This window comes from Colwellia sp. BRX10-4 (assembly GCF_014077465.1).
GTDB lineage: Bacteria > Pseudomonadota > Gammaproteobacteria > Enterobacterales > Alteromonadaceae > Colwellia_A.
Window position 1 is genome coordinate 399,069 of record NZ_JACGVZ010000001.1, and the last position, 20,120, is coordinate 419,188.

The window sequence follows — 20,120 nt, forward strand, 5'->3', positions numbered from 1 at the left end:
GGTTATGCCTCTGTTATTTTTTGATTAGCACTATTTTGTCGCGCAATAATTTGTTGGCAAATATAATCACCCACTTCAGTGGTGTTTTTTGCCTGATGTCTTTGGTTTGCCGGCAGTAAATCAGCCGTTAGCACGCCATTGTCTAATGCGCTTGCTACGGCATCTTCAATCGCTTGTGCCGCTGCACTTTCATTTAAGCTGTAACGTAGCATTAATGCTGCTGATAAAATTTGAGCGATAGGGTTAGCGATACCTTTTCCGGCAATGTCAGGTGCACTACCACCGGCAGGTTCATACATACCAAAACCATCGCTATTTAAACTTGCCGAAGGTAATAACCCCATAGAGCCAGTTATCATTGCACAGATATCCGAAAGAATATCGCCAAATAAATTAGGGCATAACAAAACGTCAAATTGGTTGGGATCGCGAACAAGTTGCATGGCGGCGTTATCTACATATAAATGCTCTAAGGCAACATCGGGGTATTCACTCGCGACTTCTTCAACCACTTGGCGCCATAATTGACTGGTCGCTAAAACATTGGCCTTATCAACAGACGTTACCTTATTGTTACGTTTTTGCGCCGCTTGAAACGCCAAGTGAGCAATACGCTTAACTTCTCGACGAGAATAAAACATCGAGTCAAAGCCAGTTTCTTCTTCACCTTCACCGCGACGTCCTTTTGGCTCACCAAAGTAGATGTCGCCGGTTAACTCGCGAATAACCAGTACGTCGAAGCCTTGCTGTGAAATATCACTGCGCAATGTCGATAATGATGATAAAGCCGGTTGTAAGGTCGCCGGTCGCATATTACAAAATAAATCAAAACGGCTACGCAATCCTAATAATGCACAACGTTCAGGTTGCTGTGTAGGAGGTAAGTTAGCCCATTTTGGACCGCCAACCGAGCCAAATAAAATAGCATCGGCTTGTTCACAACCTTTCATGGTCTCATCGGGAAGGGCGTGACCGTGGCTATCAATAGCAGCACCGCCTACAGCGTAATCTTGTGTCGATATTTTTATATCAAATATTGTTGCGATGGTACTTAATACTTTTTTAGCTTCAACCATTACTTCTGGTCCGATGCCATCACCGGCTAGTATTGCTATGTTCGACATGTCTTTTATACCTTTAGTCAATCTTATATGTTTGAATTTACTATAATGAAGCTTGAACGTCGTTTTTTAGTTCGCTTTTTATTTCATTAATGGTAATAGCGCGATGAATACTATTCAGTGCGTGTATCAAGGCTTTTGCTGAAGCGTCGATAACATCGGTCGCTAAGCCGTAGCCATGAAATTTTCTATCTTGCCAGGTAACCACTAAATCAGCTTTACCTAAACCGTCTTCACCTTCACCTTTATTTGATATTTTGTAATCAGCGACCTCAAAGTCAATATCAACCGCTTTTTTAATCGCTCTATATAATGAGTCAACCGGGCCATTACCCGTTTCAGAAACAATATGGCTCTCTTTACCGGCTAATAATTTAATACTTGACGTAGAAAACTCTCCGCCGCCACACTGCACGTTTAATGTTTCTAGATGATAAAATTCTTGCTCTTCACCTTGTTGTTGAATATTAAAGTGCAACGCTTCTAAATCATCATCAAAGACTTGGCCTTTTTTATCGGCTAACGCCAAAAAGTCACTGTATAACTCTTCTAAGTCAAACTCAGCTTCGGTATAACCTAAACTTGCCATGCGGTGCTTAATAACGTGACGACCACTGCGTGAGGTTAAGTTTAATTTTGTTTTACTGATGCCGACACTTTCTGGGGTCATGATCTCATAAGTATTACTGGCTTTTAACATGCCGTCTTGGTGTATACCTGACGAATGACTAAAAGCGTTACCGCCAACAATCGCTTTGTTTAATTGCACGGGCATATTACATAATTCGCTGACTAACTTTGAAGTGCGGGCAATTTCTTGATGGTTAATATTGGTGTGTACATTTAAGAAGTCATGGCGGGTTTTCATGATCATCGCGACTTCTTCTAATGAACAATTACCGGCGCGTTCACCAATACCATTAATGGTACATTCAATTTGTCTAGCGCCTGCTTGTACCGCAGTCATTGAGTTGGCAACGGCTAAACCTAAATCGTTATGGCAATGCACCGAAATTACCGCTTGGTCAATATTAGGCACACGATTAAATAATTGGGTAATAATGCCGCCAAATTCATTGGGTAAGGTATAGCCAACCGTATCAGGAATATTAATGGTGGTGGCACCGGCTTTTATGGCGTTTTCAACCATGCGACATAAATTGTCGATAGGGGTACGGCCAGCATCTTCACAAGAAAACTCGACATCATCAGTAAATTTTCGGGCAAATTTAATGGCATGGATTGCCATTGCTTCAACATCGGCAAAATCTTTCTTCAATTTTTGTTGAACATGAACATCTGACGTTGAAATAAAAGTATGAATACGGAATTGGTCAGCGACTTTTAACGCATCGGCACAGGCTTGAATATCACCTTCAACAGCTCGAGCTAAAGCACAAACTCGGGAATTTTTAATCGTGCGGGCAATTTGTTGCACTGACTTAAAATCGCCTGGCGAAGAAACAGGGAAGCCAACCTCCATTACATCTACCCCTAAGCGTTCAATAGCTAGCGCAATTTGTAACTTTTCATGCACTGAAAGGCTTGCATTTAGTGCCTGCTCTCCGTCACGTAAGGTGGTGTCGAAAATAATGACCTTGCTGTCCATGTTTATTCCTTAATATTTATTGTGCTTAGGGTATTGGCTACTTACATAAAATGCGGGTATAAAAAAACCCGCGGTAATGTGCGCGGGTTTTAATGTTTATCTTTAATTTACAACAATAAAAAACCTATCCGCGCATTGATAATGTGAGGAGGAGGTTAATGCGAATAATGTCTTTTATGGTGATGGTCGTTGTCATTAAAGTCGTCTTATTAAGTTAGTTTAGCTCGCTAGAGCAAACAGTCATCTATTAATAGCGTATTTACTCAAATAATGTCAATTAATTATTAATATTTAAAAAGTATAATGATGGCGCTAATGAATATAAGGCGTTCAAAACTTCCAATAATTAAGGATTTTGCGTTGCTTTAAGTTTCTGATGATATTGCGCGGTAGTGTTTTTATTGCCTGTTTGCCATTGAGTGTAATATCTTCTACAGCCTCTAATATCCGAAATGACGACTTACCATCGCGATAAGGATGCAACTCCTGGGCATAACGATTTATCGCCAATATAAGTGCTTCTGAAGGCGATAATGCAACAGTTAATGCGTGGGGTAATTCTTTGGCATCGGTAAAGTTAATTAAGTAATCACCCGGTTGGCTATTATTGAACGCGATAACTGGCTTACCTAGTAAAGCAAACTCCCCGATAACTGATGAAGTATCCGACACCATAATATCAGCCGACTGCAATAAACTATTTATATTTGACGATGTTATTATTTTCAGGTTTTCTGAAGAGAGTTGAGCATAAAGCTCTAACCACTTTGTATCCATTTTTGGGTGAAACTTAATCAGCCAATTATATTTTTTATCATGCACTAAAGCGGTAATTTCTTCATATAAAAAAGGTGCGCAAGTCAACGTGGGTGAAAAAGTGGGCGCAAAGAGGATTGTTGGCAGGTTATTACTAAAATATTGCTCTTTGGGGGTATTAAATAAATTATCTAATTTTGGCCAGCCTGTTTCTTTAACATCGAAAAACTTATGTTGGTTAGCTAATTCATTAAAGTGATTGGTGGTCGCTGCCCCATGAGTGCAATAGAGATCAAAGCAGTCTCTAATAACAAAGTGACCTTTTTTCTTCCACTCTAAACCATGGAAAACTTGTACTTTAATACCGGGAATAAATCGTGGGATGATATTACCCGGCACAAAGCTAGCGACAGGGTTAAAACTAATCACATCAGCAACACTGTTAAGCACCACTTCATCGGCAGCAAAGTTACTCAGATTAACATCACTACCGGCAACAAACCACGCAACTTGGCTGCCTTGGCTTAGTATTTCTTGCTGTAAAGGTCGCAAAATTTCAAAAGAATAATTTTGTGAGATATAGAAAAGGTATTTAGATGCTTTCATTGATATAAATTAACTCGGATTTAAGATGAACTCACCTTTACGGACAAACAAAATATCACCTGATGTGTATTTTTCATCAATGATATCTAATACATGTTTTGAAAGATCTTCGCATGTTAAAACATTGTCGTTGGGTAAGTCGAATTTGTCTCTGAATTTTGTCATTATTGCTCCAGGACACAAACAATAAGAATTAAAACCATCTTTAGCTAAACATTTAGATAGGGTAACAACACCTGCTTTTGAAGCACAATAAGATGACCAATCAGGGTAGGCATTAAACGCAGCCGTTGATGATATATTAATGATAACTGTATCAGGGTTTTTGGTTAATGCCGCTTTAGCGGTAAGGTAAGTGCCAATTAAATTGACTTGAATATCATTAATCCAAAGATGTGTGTCGCTCTCTAATATTCTTTTTGGATGGATTGTGCCAGCATTGTTTATAACAATATCAAATGAATGGCTCTTAAAATAATCGTTGACGCTCAACTCATTACTTATATCTAATTCAGTTCTACTTGGTGTAGAGATTTTGAAGGCATTTTTGAACTGTTGATAAAAGCTTTGTGCCCAGTCACCCGCACCACCGGTAATTAATATAGATTTCATTACGCTTTCACGTCTGGATTGATATGTTTGTCGGCATTTGTTATTAATTCTTTATATTGATCAACAATTTGAGCTTTTAAATTTGAACTACTGACACCGGAGCCATAGGGGAAATAGAATACTTTAACTCCAAGATCTCTGAGGTAGTCATATTTTCCTTTCCAGTCATCACCGATAACAAATATATCAATGTTAAGATCTTTTACTCTGTCAGTATGTTCTAAAGATCTTTGTGGGATAACGACATCAGGGTATTTTAAGGCACTAACAATTGCTATGCGTTCTTCAAAAGGTATTGCGGGAGGGTTTTTGTAGCTGCATACTAATTCATCAGTACTCACGCCTACAATTAGTGTGTCGCCCAAACCTGCCCCATATTCAATCATTTTCAGATGATTGCGATGAAACAAGTCGAAAGTACCAGAAACGTAAACTACAGAACTCATATTATTAACCTAACTTAGTAAAAAAATATTATATAGCTTTACATGTACAACCTACAGAGTAAATGTTTATTAATCAGTATGATTTATCAAATAATCCGCAATTCGCTTACTACAATTACCATCAACTTTACCAATAAGAAGTTCAGTTAATTCAAGCCTCTGCATTTCTTTTAATTGAGGGCTCTTGAGTTGAATTTTAACTTGCTGAACTAATTGCTCAGTATTGATTACTTGTTGGGCAACTTTTGCAAAGTATTTCAAATCATCATCAAGACGATTATTTAAACGCCACTTGAATATACCTCTGTAGCTCCAACGCACTTTAAAAAAATCACACCAAATAGCGGGTTTATTAAGCGCAGTAAATTCAAACAAAGTAGAAGATGTATCGCTGATTAACAAGCTTGCGGTATTCATAAAAGGGATAATACAGGCTTCCTCTACAGAAGAGATATATACGTTATTGTACTGAGACCAAGATTCAAAAATCGTTTGATGATTCTTGTATTTCTCTTTAATTAAGGAAAAATAATGAGGTTTAATTATAAGGTTATATTCTTCTAAAAGTTCAGGAAAATTATGAGGTAAACATTCAATACTACTTGGGTAATAGGTGGGTGCATATAATATCGTTTCTTTTTCTGGATCTAAACCTAACTGTTTTAAGTCTAAACTAGAAGATTCGTTATTAATGATAGGGTCTAATTTTGCATAACCCGTATCAATAAAGCTTTTAGAGGGAAATCGTTCTTTCAAACGATTCAATCGGTGTTTCCCTTCGACAAATCGATGCTGAATGTCACAATCTGACCAATCATAATAACATGACTTTGGACCAACCCCGTGATTCATCATAGCTGTTTTAGAACATTGATGAACATTTTCTAGATGATGAAACGCATTACCAAAAATTATCCAGTCAGGTTTTTTATTGGAATAAAATTCTTTTGCTTCATTTGAATTATTTACAAGGGTGTAGTTTAATTTTTCACTTTCAACATAATTTATTAATATATCTTGCAGCTGTTTTTGATTGTATAAAATAAAGTGGCAAGACACTGAATTTTTTTCAAGTACATCTTTTACCGGTAAATATTGCGGTAAATAATACAGGTGTTGAATATCAAAAAAAACATTCATAAATTACCAGTTATAACCTAAAGTCGCACGGTAGAATGACTCTCCATAAATATCACTACCAGCTGTTAACGAATAATTAATAAATCCATTTTTATATACTTGTTTTAAACTTAATTCTAGCTCTTGAGCTCTAGAGTACTTATTTTGCGTCGAAGAATCTATAGCAGCGGTTCTAAAGAGTGTTTGTAAATGATACTTGGGTGAAAAGTCCCAGTTTAGTCGAATTGCCGAAGCATTCCCGGCAGAGCCATCCTTCAGCTCTTTGTTATTACCCCACCAATGCCCCATTACAACTTTATCATTACGATAACCTTCACCGTAAATATGGTGAACATACCATAAATCGTGAAATTTAGAGTGCTCAGCATACAATGAAAAATCCTTGTTAATATAGGGAAAGAATAACCCGTAGGTTTGACTTATGTTACCTAACTGAGTGTTCTTGTGTTCTTTGGTATCCTCACCTGCATATTCCATATAAAAGGTAAAAGGGAACCCCTGATAAGACAAGTCAAATTTATTGGTTAACGAAGCAATTTGATTACCCACTTCTTCATCAGAATTGGCACAACCAGTTAAACCTGAGCCACAGTTATCTGAGTTAACGGGGTCAATAATCGCATTCCAAATATCACTTAGGCCAGTACTTCTTTCGCCACCACCAAATTGAAAGGTTCTATTAGCACCTATCGTCCACCAGCTAAAGGGTTGAAAACTCATATGCATAGTCATTAATAATGGCTTTCCTGATGATGTCGAATCCTTATATCTTATCCCCTCCATTTCCTTTAACTGTCCTAATGAAAATTCGTATTTAACATGCCAAGAGGTGATAGGTTTTACATTACTCATGGTAATAGAAAAGGTCGGAGCAGCGTTAGTGGACAGTAATGATGCACTTTCTTGTGAGGGTGATAGCCAATGTTCGCGGTAGCCAATATCAAATTGAGCATATTCATAACCCAATGAAAAGTAGCTGTTATGGGGAATAATATTCTTACCATCGACGATGGTCCCCCCTAAATTTGCGATGGCATATTGATTGAACTGATAAAATCCAGCGGCACTTGCTTGGGCCGTGCTGTCCATGGCAATACCACGATTATTAGCTATGGTGAAGTTTTTATTGTTAGATGTTGAAAGCGTGGTTGATAAATGAGTGATCGCACGCTGCTTTTTATAACGTTTTATATAAGCAGAAATTCTATAAAAAAGCTCAGGATGAGAATCTTTAATTTTATTTAGATAATCTACAACCGTGACAATATGGTAGGGTTTACTCAACATTGGCATTCGAGAAATTGTCGCTAAACGCGCGATTTCAAGTTCAATAAGAGCATCAGTTTTTAACGGTAAGTAAGGGCTAACACCATCGGCATTAGCCTGTTTTGTATAGAATAGTATAAATAAAGCGATAAAAAATAAGTATTTAGTTTTGTGCACAAAAAAAGCCATCATGTAATCTAAAAATCGCAGTGATTATACGCGAGTTTTTCTAACATAATAGGGGTTACTTCCAATTATCCATTGAGCCTTTGCGGCGAGAAGTTAATCTTGGCAGAATTAAACCTAAAAGTAAGCCAATAACTAATACTATAGCGCCATTATAAAACCATTCTTTTTTGATATTGGTATCTTGGTCTTTTAACTTGGCTCGTATCGTTATCAGCGTTTTATTAAGCTGGCTTATTTCGTTGTTAAGTTGGGCTTTTTCACTGCTAAGGTTTTGAATAGTATTTCTACTTTGGGAAAGTTCCTCTGACATACTGTCAGTATTGCTGCTGGTATTGGCTAATTTTTCATTAAGCTCGGCAATAACAAAACGTAAACCGGGTTTTAATGATAGGTACTTACTTTCAACCCATACGTTTCTATTTTTATCATCAATGATTTCAGAGTAATCATTTTCATTTTTACCGGTTACTTTCACTTCAGTGCCCGAATTTATACTGCCTAGAATTCGATAATTATTACCCGCTCCTGAATGCATATAAATAAATAAATCGTCTGAAATATAGCCAGAAGGAAGGTTGGTTGGGCTGTCTTCTGCAAAAAGAGGGGAAGATGAACTGAGAACTAAACCAACCAATAAAGCTTTTATTATTTTCATGAAACTACCATTAACCTTTATAAAATTATGCATAGCAAAATACTAGGGGTTTGGCGGATTGATAGCAAGTTAAGTTTACGAACATTAAGGTTTTATTGATAAAATAAATAAGTGTTCTCAATATTTTGTAAACAAGATATTACATAGCTAATTCATTATGATAGTTTTTACTAAAAGTTTATTAGGGCATCAGCAGCGAGTTAAATTTTTGTATATTGCTATATTATATGAAAGAAACTTATGGGAATTGGTATTCGCTATTTGTTTTCATATGTTGCTGTTGTAAACTCAGTACGTTGACATAATAAAACAAATTATTGGAAGAATATGGTTACCGAAATTGAGCTTAAGTATTTTGTTACAAGTGATAATACTCAAGAAAAAATCACCCAGTTATTCACCACAAAACAGCTGTCATTTAGCTGTGAAACAAAGCAATTATCGAACTGCTATTACGATACAACTCATTTAGATTTTCGCCGTCATGATATGGGGCTAAGAATTAGAGGTTGTGACGGAAAGTTAGAGCAAACCATAAAAACAGCTGGGGTGGTAATTGCAGGTTTACATCAGCGACCAGAGTATAACGTTAATATTGTTAATAACTTCCCTGAACTTTCCTTGTTCCCAAATGAAATTTGGCAGTCAACCCAAAAAGTAGAGCAGTTACAAGAATCATTAATCCCCCTTTTTTCAACGGACTTCACCCGTATTATTTGGTTAGTTACTTTGTCGTCGGGTACCGTGGTAGAAGTTGCCTTCGATCAAGGCGATATTAGTAGCGATGGTCGCAGTATTAAAATTTGTGAACTCGAACTAGAACTTGTCAGTGGCATAACTTCAGATTTACTGTTGCTTGCCAACTTATTATTTTCTGTACTGCTTGTTAGGCCAAGTAGCCAAAGTAAAGCGGCTCGTGGCTATGGTTTATGGAAAAACATCCCCGTTAATTATAAAAAAAATATTACAGATATTCTTCCCATTGACCGTAGTCACTCTATTTCTAATGCCTTTTCTACCGGTATCAATTATTGCCTAGTTAACCTACATGATCATATTGAATACTATATAACGTCGCCAAGCTTAGTCGAGTTAGAAAAAATAACAGAAACTTTATCGTTAATTCGCCACGGTTTTTGGCTATTTGCAGACTATCTACCCGAAGAAGCCGTAAAAATTCGTGATGACATAAGCTATTTTGTGCACTTACTCTCGTGGGTTGATAATGCCGTTAACCTACAAGAACTTACTAATAAAACGGGTAATTATAGACGCAAGTTAAACTACAGCGAACAATTGGTAGAACAACTAAGAATGGAGAAACGTCGTCTTCCAACGAGTGAAAATGTTATCGAATTATTGCATGGCCAGCGTTTTAATACCCTGCAGGCTCATTTGTTAGAAATGCTATTAACTGAAGATACACAGTTTAGTGACTCGTTGTTACCTTTTGCGCAGCAAAGTTTAACGAAAAGTATGGCGGTGTTATTTGCTGATAGCACGCCATCGCAGTCGCTGAGCAGTGAGCAATACTTATCACAAGCAAAACTGTTAAACCGAAGTTTACTGACAGGCACTTGGTTTGGTTTATTGTTTGGTGAAGAAGAACGTAAACAATACAGGGCACCTTGGTTGGACATTCAGCAAGGGATCAGTGAATTACAAACATTGTGGATTATTCACCAGCAACTACAAACGTTAGATGAAAAACCTAAAAAACTCGTTTTATGGCAAGGAAGCAAAGTCGAAGGGTTACTCATTGCGTTAGACAGTTCTAGAAATATGGCATTATTAACAAAACCTTACTGGTTAGATGAGTCATAGCTGTTTATCGGTTCGAATAGAAAAGATTTTAGATAATGTTGAAGATAATTCGTAGGGTTATAAATTAATGAAGTGGGTTGTTAAATTAAGTTTATTGTTAAGTAGTTTTATTACCTGTGTAAGTATGGCGAGTGTCTATAATCTCCCTGCCGCCAATTCAAGGTTATTGGGCGAGGATACGATCCATAAAGCAGTAAAAGGCGATTACTTTCAAGCTTTAGCTGAAAATTATAACGTAGGCTTTTTTGCATTGCTGGCCGCCAACCCCGGTGTTGATCCTTTTTTATTGGCTCTAGATGATAATATTGTTATTCCTAAGCAGATGCTTCTACCTTTTGGTAAGCGTGAAGGTATTGTCATTAATCTAGCTGAGTTACGCTTGTACTACTACCCGAAAGGAGAGAAATTAGTTTACGTTTTCCCTGTGGGTATTGGTAGAGAAGGACTAGAAACACCGCATTTAACCAGTACTATTGGCGACAAACGTAAAAACCCAAGTTGGCGTCCAACAGCAGAGATGCGCGCGCGTTATTTTGCCGAACATGGTAAAGAGATGGTAAGAGAAGTCCCCGCAGGACCCAATAATCCCTTTGGTAAATATGCATTACGTATTGGCACAAGTGAATACCTAATTCATGGCTCCAATAAGCGCTTTGGTATCGGTATGCGAGCAAGCTCTGGCTGTATTCGTATGTATGATGATGACATCGAATGGTTATATAATAATATTCCCGTAGGCACACCTATTCGCATATTCGAACAGCCCATTAAAATGTCTTATGAACAGGATGGCAAAAAGATAGAAGTACATCGTCCATTAACACCTGATGATGGCGCCGAAGTTGAATTAGCGATGACAAAAGCAGTAAAACATTTTATCGGCAATGATGCTCAAATGTTAAAAAAAGTGAGTTCACTACTAGCTAATCCTGAAGGTGTAGTCATATCATTAAATTGAGCTAAAGGATATTGTAAATGGGCATGAAATCAAACGCTGTTAGGATGAACTCAAACTTCGTTAGGATGAACGTAAGCTCCGTCAGTATGAACAAAACTCCGTCATCCTGAACTTGTTTCAGGATCTCGTCCCTAACAACTCAAAGCCCAGATACTGAAATAAATTCAGCATGAACCCAAACCCCATCAGAATGAACCCAACCACCATCAGCATGACCCAACCGCCGTCATCCTGAACTCGTTTCAGGATCTCGTCCCTAACAACCCAAAGCCCAGATACTGAAATAAATTCAGCATGACGAGAATGGAAGCTGAAATAAATTCAGCATGACGGGAATGGAAGCTGAAATAAGTTCAGCATTAAAGCAACACCCATCAGAATGAAGCCAACCGCCGTCATCCTGAACTCGTTTCAGGATCTCGTCCTTAACAACCCAAACCCCAGATACTGAAATAAATTCAGCATGACGGGAGTGTATACTGAAATAAATTCAGCATGACGGGAGTGGAACAGAAATAAATGCAGTATGATGGGAGTGGAAACTGAAACAAGTTCAGTATGAACCCAACTTCCGTCAGCATGAACCCAACCGCCGTCATCCTGAACTCGTTTCAGGATCTCGTCCCTAACAACCCAAAGCCCAGATACTGAAATAAATTCAGCATGACGGGAGTGTATACTGAAATAAATTCAGCATGACGAGAGTGGAAACTGAAACAAGTTCAGTATGAACCCAACTTCCATCAGCATGAACGCAACCGCCGTCATCCTGAACTCGTTTCAGGATCTCGTCCTTGACAACCCAAAGCCCAGATACTGAAATAAATTCAGCATGACGGGAGTGGATACTGAGATAAATTCAGCATCAACGCATCAACGCATCACCCATCAGCATGAACGCAACCGTCGTCATCCTGAACTTGTTTCAGGATCTCGTCCTTAACAACCCAAAGCCCAGATACTGAAATAAATTCAGCAAGACGAGAATGGATACTGAAACAAGTTTAGTTTGAACCCAATCTACCATTAGCATGAACTCACCCCCCCGTCAGCATGAACCCAACCGCCGTCATCCTGAACTTGTTTCAGGATCTCGTCCTTAACAACCCAATGCCCAGATACTGAAATAAATTCAGCATGACGGGAGTGGATACTAAAATATATTCAGCATGATGGGAGTGGATACTAAAATAAATTCAGTATGACGAGAATGGATACTGAAATAAATTCAGCATTACGGGAATGAATACTGAAATAAATGCAGTATGACGAAAGTAAATAACTACAAAAGATCTGAGTTTTTTAAATTCAGTATGACTACAAGTTCGTTCATTTCAGTATTATCAGGCTGTAATAGGTTTTTTTACACGGTCAAATGATGGATTGTTAATGTGGCAATAAAAAAAACGAGACTTATTAAGTCTCGTTTATTATTGTTTACGCTAAATACTTAGAAAAACTAATGAAGAATACGTACGCGTATTGTGCCGTCAATTTGTTTTAATTCACGTAATGCTAGTACACTATCTTGTGCTTCAATATCAATAACTACATAACCAATTTGATCGTCTGTTTGTAAGTACTGTGCTGCAATATTAATATTGTGCTTAGCAAATGCTTGGTTAATTTGGGTTAACACGCCCGGTTGATTGCGGTGTATATGTAATAAACGGCTTGTTCCCGTATGACCAGGCAAAGAAACTTCAGGGAAGTTTACTGCCGAAAGTGTTGAACCGTTGTCAGAGTATTTTGCCATTTTACTGGCAACTTCTAAGCCGATATTAGATTGGGCTTCTTTAGTACTACCACCAATATGTGGCGTCAAAATAACGTTGTCGAATGCACGTAGTGGTGAAATAAACTCTTCATCATTACCTTTGGGTTCAACAGGGAAAACATCGATTGCTGCGCCCGCGACTTTTTTACTTTTAAGCGCTTCAGCTAATGCATCAATATCAACAACAGTACCACGAGAAGCATTGATAAAAATAACACCGTCTTTCATGAGTGCAAATTCTTTTGCTGCCATCATGTTTTGCGTTTGAACCGTTTCAGGCACATGCAAACTAACTACATCAGCTTCTTTTAATAAAGCTTTTAAACTAGGTGCTTGGCTCGCATTACCTAAGGAAAGTTTAGTTTCGATATCATAAAAGCGAACACGCATACCTAACGTTTCAGCTAAAATACCTAACTGTGTACCAATATGGCCGTAACCAATAATACCTAAGGTTTTGCCACGAGCTTCTACCGAGCCAGCTGCAGATTTATGCCATTCACCGCGATGAGCTTTAGCACTTTTTTCAGGAATACCACGTAATAATAATAAAGTTTCACCTAATACAAGTTCGGCAACCGAGCGTGTATTTGAAAACGGGGCATTAAATACTGGAATGCCACGTTTTTGTGCAGCTTTAATTTCAACTTGGTTAGTACCAATACAGAAACAACCAATAGCCGCGAGTTTTTTAGCATGGCTTAGTACATGGTCAGTTAACTGAGTACGAGAACGAATACCAATAAAGTGAACATTAGCAATTTTTTTGATCAAATCTTCTTCAGCAAGCGATGTACTAATACATTCAATATTGCTGTAGCCTTTCATTTTTAACTCTTCAACAGCGCTCGGGTGGACACCTTCAAGTAATAAAATTTTAATTTTTTCTTTTGCTAATGAATTATTGCTCATTTTCTAATATCTCATGTGGGACTATAGTGGTCATTGCCTTAAAAAATATAAAGCATTTAGATGGCTAGATATCTAAACTAGCATATAGTGTATAAACTCTAAAGATTTATTTTACCAGTTTTGCGCCATCTTGAGTGCCTAAAATTAAAACATCAGCGCCACGTAGTGCAAACAAACCATTAGTAACAACACCTACAATGGCATTAATATCATTTTCAAGTTTTTTGGGATCAAGTATCTCTAAGTTATGTACATCGAGAATTACACAACCGTTATCGGTAATTACACCCTGACGATAAACGGGATCGCCACCTAACTTAACTAATTCACGAGCCACATAGCTTCGTGCCATCGGAATAACTTCTACCGGTAGTGGAAATTTACCTAGCACTTTTACTTGCTTACTTTCATCGGCAATACAGACAAATGTTTTTGCTACGGCCGCGACAATTTTCTCTCGGGTTAGTGCAGCACCACCACCTTTTATCATCGACAGATATTCAGTAATTTCATCGGCGCCATCAACATAAACATCAATGCTACCGACATTATTTAATTCAAACACTTCGATACCATGGGCTTTCAATCTTTGAGTCGACGCTTCAGAGCTAGAAACTGCACCTTCAATGTCGTCTTTGATTGTTGCTAGGGCGTCAATAAAGTGATTAACAGTAGACCCGGTGCCTACGCCAACGATGGTATCGTTTTTAATAAATTCGAGTGCTTTAAAGGCTGCTGCCTTCTTCATTTCATCTTGTGTCATGTGAATCCTAATTAGCGAGGAGAAGTTAGGTAGAAGTATATCAGCAGATGATTAAATATCGAAGTGATAGCTGGTGGTTGGGGTGATAATTTTAGGCAGTGGAATATCCCAACTTTCAAAGGGAATAGTGTTAACTTTTTGGCAATCGTGAGCTAAGCCAACTGGTAAGGGTTTAGCGTGTTTGTTTTGTTGATATTGAGCATGCCAAGCCGAAAGTGTTCGGTCATAAAAACCACCGCCCATGCCTAAACGATTGCCATATCGGTCAAAGGCGACTAAGGGGGTAAAAATAATATCAAGCTGAGCGACCGTTATTATATCTTGAACGTTAAGCTTAGGTTCTAAAATACCATATTTATTTTTGACGAGAATAGACGCCTCAGCATATTTTAAAAAGAGTAAATTATTCTTACTAAAAGGATGTATTACCGGTAAGTATACGGTGATGTTATTTTGCCAGCACCAATCAATAAAAGGCTGAGTATTTAACTCGCCATCATTGGCTAAATAAATAGCGATGTGTTTAACGCCTTTAACTACTTTTTCTTTAATGAGTCTTTTCGATAATAAAAGTGATTGTTCTGCTTGCTGGTCAGCGTTTAATAAACTGCGTTGATAGCGAATTTCTTGGCGAAGAACATCTCTTGTTTTCATGATATTTAACCCCTTATAAAATAAGTCTAACGACAACAAGTAAGTTACAGTAAAAATCAGCTATAAAAAAGCCAACAATAAATGTTGGCTTTTCAAAATCACTTTAACGATGACTAACAGTTAATTAAGCGTTAGTTGTTGCCGTTGAACCATTTGCGTTAGTTGTAGATACTTCTGAATCATCAGGCAAATTTTCCCAAAATCTAGATTTGAAACCAACCAGTAAAATAATGATACCAATACCAATACTGAATAAGCTCACTTGGAGATAAAGTGAAGGAATTTGTGCAACGTTATTTGGATCATAGTTACCCGCTAACAAACCAGAAATAATATTACCAATTGAATAGGTTAATACAAAAACACCCATCATTTGTCCAGCGAAACGCTTAGGAGATAATTTACTTACGGCACTTAATGCTACAGGGCTTAAACAAAGCTCACCAACTGTATGTAGGAAGTAAGTTGCTACTAACCAATAAGGGGCAACTTTCATTCCTGAAGCAGCGTATTGTGCAGCAAAAAACATCACGATAAAACCACTGGCCATAATAATTAAACCAAAAGCACATTTTATACCGTAAGAAGGGCTGACCATTCTTTTACCTAAGTTAATCCATAGAGCAGCAAAAAAAGGTGAGAGTAAAACGATAAAGAACGAGTTAGTCATTTGGAACCAACCCGTAGGTATTTCAAATGATCCCACTATACGGTCAGTATAATCACGCGCAAATAAGTTGAGTGAAGAACCGGCTTGTTCAAAGCCAGACCAAAAACAAGCTGAAGCAATACAAATAAGTAATAACGCCCAAAGCTTTTTCTTCTCATTAGGTGTTATTGAGCTACCAAAATAAATAACTGCGTAATAAATAACAAATATTAGAGAAAATGCTACAGCAACATATTGGGCAACAGTGACAGGTTTAATGGTTAACATGCCCTGAAATACAGCAACCGTTACCAGTGCAATAACTGCTAAAACGACACCAATAACTGTCCAGCTTGTTTTTTGTGCTTTAACTGATAATGGATATACCGGCTTTTCTCCTATACCGTTAAGCTTAGGGGTAGTCATTTTGTATTGAATTAAACCTAATGCCATACCAATGGCTGCAGCGCCAAACGCCCAATGCCAACCAACATTTTCCATTAAGTAGCCACAAACTGCATAGCCAATAACTGAACCTAAATTGATGCCCATATAATAAATGGCATAACCACTATCACGGCGAACATCTTCATCTGAGTATAATTGACCTACCATAGCGCCAATATTCGGCTTTAATAAACCCGTACCTAAAATGACGACAATTAAACCAATAAAAAAGGTGGTGTCATTAGGAATAGCTAAGATGATATGGCCAATCATAATAATGATGGCGCCGTACCAAACTGCTTTTTGACCACCAATTAATCTGTCAGCTATCCAACCGCCAGGTAAGCCCATAAAATAAACACTACCGGTATATAAACCATATATAGCCGCTGCAGAAGCGACGGTTAAACCTAAGCCTCCTTCTTGTAAAGTAGCGGTCATAAATAATACAAGTAGCATACGCATGCCGTAATAACTCATGCGCTCCCACATTTCTGTAACAAACAGCGTTTGTAACCCTGCCGGATGGCCAAAAAAAGAACCTGAATCAGGTTTGCTCATAAAAAATTCCTCTAAGATAAGTGTAAATTACAGATAAATATTATTATTTTAATTCGCTAAAAACATTTTAAAATATTGAAATAAGTTCTTTGCGCTGTAATTATTGTCAAATTTATTTGCGAAAGTCAGCGTGTGTTATACCTGTGCTTGCCATGAAAGGCAATAGTTTGGCACCGAGATTTGATTAAGCAGATGTAATGTTTTAGTTACTTTTGATACTTTTAGAAAGAAAAATAATAAACAGACTCTCCAAAATTAATTATTTGACGTCATAAAAGGTAAGCAAGTTACTTTATTCAATAGCTTGTTACTGATAAACTCCAAAGGTTAATTTTAGAACTTATTTAGTCGATATATTTGGCCATTATTAATTTTTATGGTTTATAAGTATTGAGCTAATGTTATACCTCGCATTTATAGGAAATTTATTGCCCCAATGATGAACATTACTCGCTATCTGATAGCAACCTTTTTACTTTTTGCGCTTTCTTTAAATTTACATGCCCAGCAAGTGTCTGCTCAGCAAATTGAACAATTTAAAAAGTTACCTAAATCTCAACAACAAGTATTAGCCAAAAGTATGGGCGTCGATTTAAATGCTATTGAGGCTCAGTTATCAGGAAGTAACACACAAAACTCTCCTATTAATACACAGGTAATGCCACGCGATATAAATAGCCTGAACAATGAAAACCTCAAAGCCAAAGATGCCGAAGAAACAGAGAAAGCTGAAGCGATTTTTAAGACCTTGCCACGGTTTGGTTTAGATGTATTTGCAAATTCGCCAACAACATTCTCTCCGGTTATGGATATTGCCATTCCAGAAGGGTATATTTTAGGTACAGGAGACTCAGTTTCAATACAGGTTTTTGGTAAAGAAAATCGTGAAATGCAATTAACGGTGACACGTGAAGGTGAGTTGGTTTTTCCTAATCTTGGCCCCATTAGCGTTGCAGGATTAACATTTTCAGAATTAAAGACTTTTGTTGTTAATAAAATTCAACAAAAAATTATTGGTGTTAATGTGGTGGTTAGCTTAGCCGAATTACGCTCTATGCGTATATTTGTTTTAGGCGAAGCTTATAAACCCGGCCCCTATACGTTAAGTTCATTATCTTCAGTTACCCATGCCATTTTTGCTGCAGGTGGTGTCAGTGATATTGGCTCATTAAGAAATATTCAAGTAAAACGTTCAGGAAAGCTAATTCAACAAGTCGATCTATATGACTTATTAATTGAAGGTGATTCATCAAGTGATATTTTGTTGCAATCAGGCGATGTCGTTTTTATTCCCCCTCAAGGCAAGTCTGTGTCAATTGCCGGTGAAGTAAGACGTCCTGCTATTTATGAATTGAGCCAATCAGACGACTTTTCTAATGTCATTAAAATGGCTGGCGGACTTTTACCCGCGGCTTACCCAAAATCTACCATCGTAGAGCGTTATAACAAAAGCGATTTACGCAGTATCCTAAGTATTGATTTATCTGATAAAGCCCAAAAAGCTGAAAAAGTTCAAGCGGGCGATTTTATTAGAGTGTTAAAAAGCTCAGATTTATATGTCGATTCAATTACTTTAATAGGCGCTGTAGCGCGTCCAGGTAAATACCAGTTGCAACAAAACATGTTGTTATCCGATGTTATTACCAATGCTGACGCTCACCTATTACCTTACGCCGATTTAAATTACGGCATTGTCGTTAGAGAAATTGATAGTGCCCGTAATATAGAAATTTTACAGTTTAATTTAGCCAATGTGTTTGCTGATAAAAATTCTAAGAGCAATATCCAACTCAGCAGTAATGATAAAATTATCATCTTCTCGAAAGCCTTTAAATTCTCTGAAGAACAATTCTTATTAGACGAGCTCGCCTACACTCAAGAAGAGCTATTAGCGAAAGAAAGAAACTTAGCGATTGAAACGAGTAAGAAAAAAGAGTTTTGGGAAATCCATGAGAAAAATCATGTTATGGCTGAGACTAAAGATGAAAAAATTTATACCTCTATCAATAATATTAACAGTGGTGCAGAGCATGAAAACGTAACAATTCGTGAAATGGCATTGTTTTCTCGCCAACGTTTACTGGTGCCTATTGTTAACAAACTTCGATACCAAGCAGGATCCGGTCAAGCGGTAAAGTTAATTGAAATTGATGGTGAAGTTAAATTTCCAGGGGTTTATCCATTAGGGAAAGGGGCTCGGGTAATCGATTTGATTATAGCCGCCGGTGGCGTTAAAGAATCAGCTTACTTATCAAGAGCTGAGTTAACACGTAATGATATGAGTGGTATTAACTCTGTAAAAATCTCTAAGAATATTCATTTAGTGAATGCCCTCAATAATATTGATGAAGATAATATTCTGCTAAAAAGTAAAGATCGCCTTAATATTCACCGTATCCCTTCATGGAGTGAAAATAATGTTATAGAGTTGCGCGGCGAAGTCCTTTTTCCGGGTAAATATACAGTTCGTCGTGGAGACAGCTTATCAAGTATTATTCTTAAAGCGGGAGGATTAACCGCTTTTGCAGATCCCAATGGCTCTGTTTTTTCAAGAACAAAGTTAAAACAACTTGAAAGACAAAACTTAATAAAAGTAAGTGCCGACTTACGTATTGAAATGGCAACTAAGTCTTTATCAAGTAACAGTGGTATAACTTCATATAGTGAAATTCAATCGTTATTAGCAGACCTCTCTAAGGTAGAACCGCTAGGGCGTTTAGTCATTAATTTACCGCAAGTTATTGCCAAAAATAATTATGATATTGCAATAGAGGGCGGTGATGTACTGTACATCCCAACTCAGAATCGCTCAATTAATGTCATGGGGCAAGTGCAAGTGAATAGCTCGCACATGTTTGATTCATCAAGCAGCGTTGAAGATTATATAACGCAAAGCGGCGGCTTAAAAAAACGTGCTGATGATGAGAGAATTTATATTATTTCATCAAACGGTAGTATCCAAATGTTTGAAGAAAGCAATTGGTTTAGCGGCGGTGCTGACTCAGCTTTAAAGCCGGGTGACTCAATTGTTGTACCACTTGATTCAGAGTACATGAACAATTTAACCTTGTGGACAACAGCGACAACAATTATGTATAACACAGCAGTTGCCATAGCGGCAATTAGTGGACTTTAAAACTTATTTTTTAATAAGTTTAATAAATTAAAAATGGAA

The 20,120-nt window shown here is 37.5% G+C and carries 15 protein-coding genes; 3 read left to right on the top strand and 12 right to left on the bottom strand.

The window, feature by feature from the left end; all coding sequences use genetic code 11:
- Positions 1 to 2: 2 nt before the first annotated feature.
- The 8 genes from leuB to H4J67_RS01910 all read right to left on the bottom strand — a co-directional run bounded on the left by leuB (position 3) and on the right by H4J67_RS01910 (position 8,400).
- Complete coding sequence (gene leuB, locus H4J67_RS01875; protein ID WP_182202685.1) at positions 3 to 1,124, bottom strand: 3-isopropylmalate dehydrogenase; 1,122 nt, start codon at positions 1,122 to 1,124, stop codon at positions 3 to 5.
- 40 nt (positions 1,125 to 1,164) lie between these two features.
- Positions 1,165 to 2,730, bottom strand: a complete 1,566-nt coding sequence (leuA, locus tag H4J67_RS01880; protein ID WP_070374596.1) for a 2-isopropylmalate synthase — start codon at positions 2,728 to 2,730, stop codon at positions 1,165 to 1,167.
- A 330-nt stretch (positions 2,731 to 3,060) separates the two neighbouring features.
- Complete coding sequence (locus tag H4J67_RS01885) at positions 3,061 to 4,092, bottom strand: CDP-glycerol glycerophosphotransferase family protein (RefSeq protein WP_182202687.1); 1,032 nt, start codon at positions 4,090 to 4,092, stop codon at positions 3,061 to 3,063.
- 9 nt (positions 4,093 to 4,101) lie between these two features.
- Positions 4,102 to 4,704, bottom strand: a complete 603-nt coding sequence (locus H4J67_RS01890) for an SDR family oxidoreductase (RefSeq protein ID WP_182176108.1) — start codon at positions 4,702 to 4,704, stop codon at positions 4,102 to 4,104.
- Positions 4,704 to 5,150: an adenylyltransferase/cytidyltransferase family protein gene (locus tag H4J67_RS01895; protein WP_182176107.1), complete on the bottom strand. Its 447-nt coding sequence runs from the start codon at positions 5,148 to 5,150 to the stop codon at positions 4,704 to 4,706. Before H4J67_RS01895 ends, H4J67_RS01890 begins: the two co-directional genes overlap by 1 nt.
- Before the next feature lie 69 nt (positions 5,151 to 5,219).
- Positions 5,220 to 6,290, bottom strand: a complete 1,071-nt coding sequence (locus H4J67_RS01900) for a CDP-glycerol glycerophosphotransferase family protein (protein WP_182202689.1) — start codon at positions 6,288 to 6,290, stop codon at positions 5,220 to 5,222.
- 3 nt (positions 6,291 to 6,293) lie between these two features.
- Positions 6,294 to 7,733 (bottom strand): capsule assembly Wzi family protein, encoded by a 1,440-nt coding sequence (locus H4J67_RS01905; protein ID WP_182202691.1) that lies wholly within the window; start codon positions 7,731 to 7,733, stop codon positions 6,294 to 6,296.
- A gap of 67 nt (positions 7,734 to 7,800) precedes the next feature.
- A complete protein-coding gene (locus H4J67_RS01910; protein ID WP_070374591.1) occupies positions 7,801 to 8,400 on the bottom strand; it encodes a TIGR04211 family SH3 domain-containing protein in 600 nt (199 codons plus the stop codon).
- A 327-nt stretch (positions 8,401 to 8,727) separates the two neighbouring features.
- Here H4J67_RS01910 and H4J67_RS01915 point away from each other — a divergent pair, with 327 nt between their 5' ends.
- Positions 8,728 to 10,224 (top strand): CYTH domain-containing protein, encoded by a 1,497-nt coding sequence (locus H4J67_RS01915; RefSeq protein ID WP_182176104.1) that lies wholly within the window; start codon positions 8,728 to 8,730, stop codon positions 10,222 to 10,224.
- Between the two features lie 67 nt (positions 10,225 to 10,291).
- A complete protein-coding gene (locus H4J67_RS01920) occupies positions 10,292 to 11,182 on the top strand; it encodes a L,D-transpeptidase family protein (RefSeq protein ID WP_182176103.1) in 891 nt (296 codons plus the stop codon).
- 1,459 nt (positions 11,183 to 12,641) lie between these two features.
- Here H4J67_RS01920 and serA read toward each other — a convergent pair.
- The 4 genes from serA to H4J67_RS01940 all read right to left on the bottom strand — a co-directional run bounded on the left by serA (position 12,642) and on the right by H4J67_RS01940 (position 16,945).
- Positions 12,642 to 13,871, bottom strand: coding sequence for a phosphoglycerate dehydrogenase (gene serA, locus H4J67_RS01925; RefSeq protein WP_182202692.1), 1,230 nt, complete (start codon positions 13,869 to 13,871; stop codon positions 12,642 to 12,644).
- 106 nt (positions 13,872 to 13,977) lie between these two features.
- Positions 13,978 to 14,634, bottom strand: coding sequence for a ribose-5-phosphate isomerase RpiA (rpiA, locus tag H4J67_RS01930; RefSeq protein WP_182176101.1), 657 nt, complete (start codon positions 14,632 to 14,634; stop codon positions 13,978 to 13,980).
- A gap of 51 nt (positions 14,635 to 14,685) precedes the next feature.
- Positions 14,686 to 15,288, bottom strand: coding sequence for a 5-formyltetrahydrofolate cyclo-ligase (locus tag H4J67_RS01935; RefSeq protein WP_182202694.1), 603 nt, complete (start codon positions 15,286 to 15,288; stop codon positions 14,686 to 14,688).
- Between the two features lie 124 nt (positions 15,289 to 15,412).
- Positions 15,413 to 16,945, bottom strand: a complete 1,533-nt coding sequence (locus H4J67_RS01940) for a peptide MFS transporter (RefSeq protein WP_182176099.1) — start codon at positions 16,943 to 16,945, stop codon at positions 15,413 to 15,415.
- Between the two features lie 436 nt (positions 16,946 to 17,381).
- Between H4J67_RS01940 and H4J67_RS01945 the strand changes: the two genes are divergently transcribed.
- Positions 17,382 to 20,081 (top strand): SLBB domain-containing protein, encoded by a 2,700-nt coding sequence (locus H4J67_RS01945; protein WP_182202696.1) that lies wholly within the window; start codon positions 17,382 to 17,384, stop codon positions 20,079 to 20,081.
- Positions 20,082 to 20,120: the final 39 nt, after the last annotated feature.

What these genes read in the sequence shown, in the direction of transcription:
- H4J67_RS01940 (WP_182176099.1), bottom strand. Translation starts at nt 16,945, where the DNA reads ATGAGCAAACCTGATTCAGGTTCTTTTTTTGGCCATCCGGCAGGGTTA.
- H4J67_RS01885 (WP_182202687.1), bottom strand. Translation starts at nt 4,092, where the DNA reads ATGAAAGCATCTAAATACCTTTTCTATATCTCACAAAATTATTCTTTT.
- H4J67_RS01945 (WP_182202696.1), top strand. Translation starts at nt 17,382, where the DNA reads ATGATGAACATTACTCGCTATCTGATAGCAACCTTTTTACTTTTTGCG.
- rpiA (WP_182176101.1), bottom strand. Translation starts at nt 14,634, where the DNA reads ATGACACAAGATGAAATGAAGAAGGCAGCAGCCTTTAAAGCACTCGAA.
- serA (WP_182202692.1), bottom strand. Translation starts at nt 13,871, where the DNA reads ATGAGCAATAATTCATTAGCAAAAGAAAAAATTAAAATTTTATTACTT.
- H4J67_RS01895 (WP_182176107.1), bottom strand. Translation starts at nt 5,150, where the DNA reads ATGAGTTCTGTAGTTTACGTTTCTGGTACTTTCGACTTGTTTCATCGC.
- H4J67_RS01935 (WP_182202694.1), bottom strand. Translation starts at nt 15,288, where the DNA reads ATGAAAACAAGAGATGTTCTTCGCCAAGAAATTCGCTATCAACGCAGT.
- H4J67_RS01900 (WP_182202689.1), bottom strand. Translation starts at nt 6,290, where the DNA reads ATGAATGTTTTTTTTGATATTCAACACCTGTATTATTTACCGCAATAT.
- H4J67_RS01890 (WP_182176108.1), bottom strand. Translation starts at nt 4,704, where the DNA reads ATGAAATCTATATTAATTACCGGTGGTGCGGGTGACTGGGCACAAAGC.
- leuA (WP_070374596.1), bottom strand. Translation starts at nt 2,730, where the DNA reads ATGGACAGCAAGGTCATTATTTTCGACACCACCTTACGTGACGGAGAG.
- H4J67_RS01915 (WP_182176104.1), top strand. Translation starts at nt 8,728, where the DNA reads ATGGTTACCGAAATTGAGCTTAAGTATTTTGTTACAAGTGATAATACT.
- H4J67_RS01920 (WP_182176103.1), top strand. Translation starts at nt 10,292, where the DNA reads ATGAAGTGGGTTGTTAAATTAAGTTTATTGTTAAGTAGTTTTATTACC.
- H4J67_RS01910 (WP_070374591.1), bottom strand. Translation starts at nt 8,400, where the DNA reads ATGAAAATAATAAAAGCTTTATTGGTTGGTTTAGTTCTCAGTTCATCT.
- leuB (WP_182202685.1), bottom strand. Translation starts at nt 1,124, where the DNA reads ATGTCGAACATAGCAATACTAGCCGGTGATGGCATCGGACCAGAAGTA.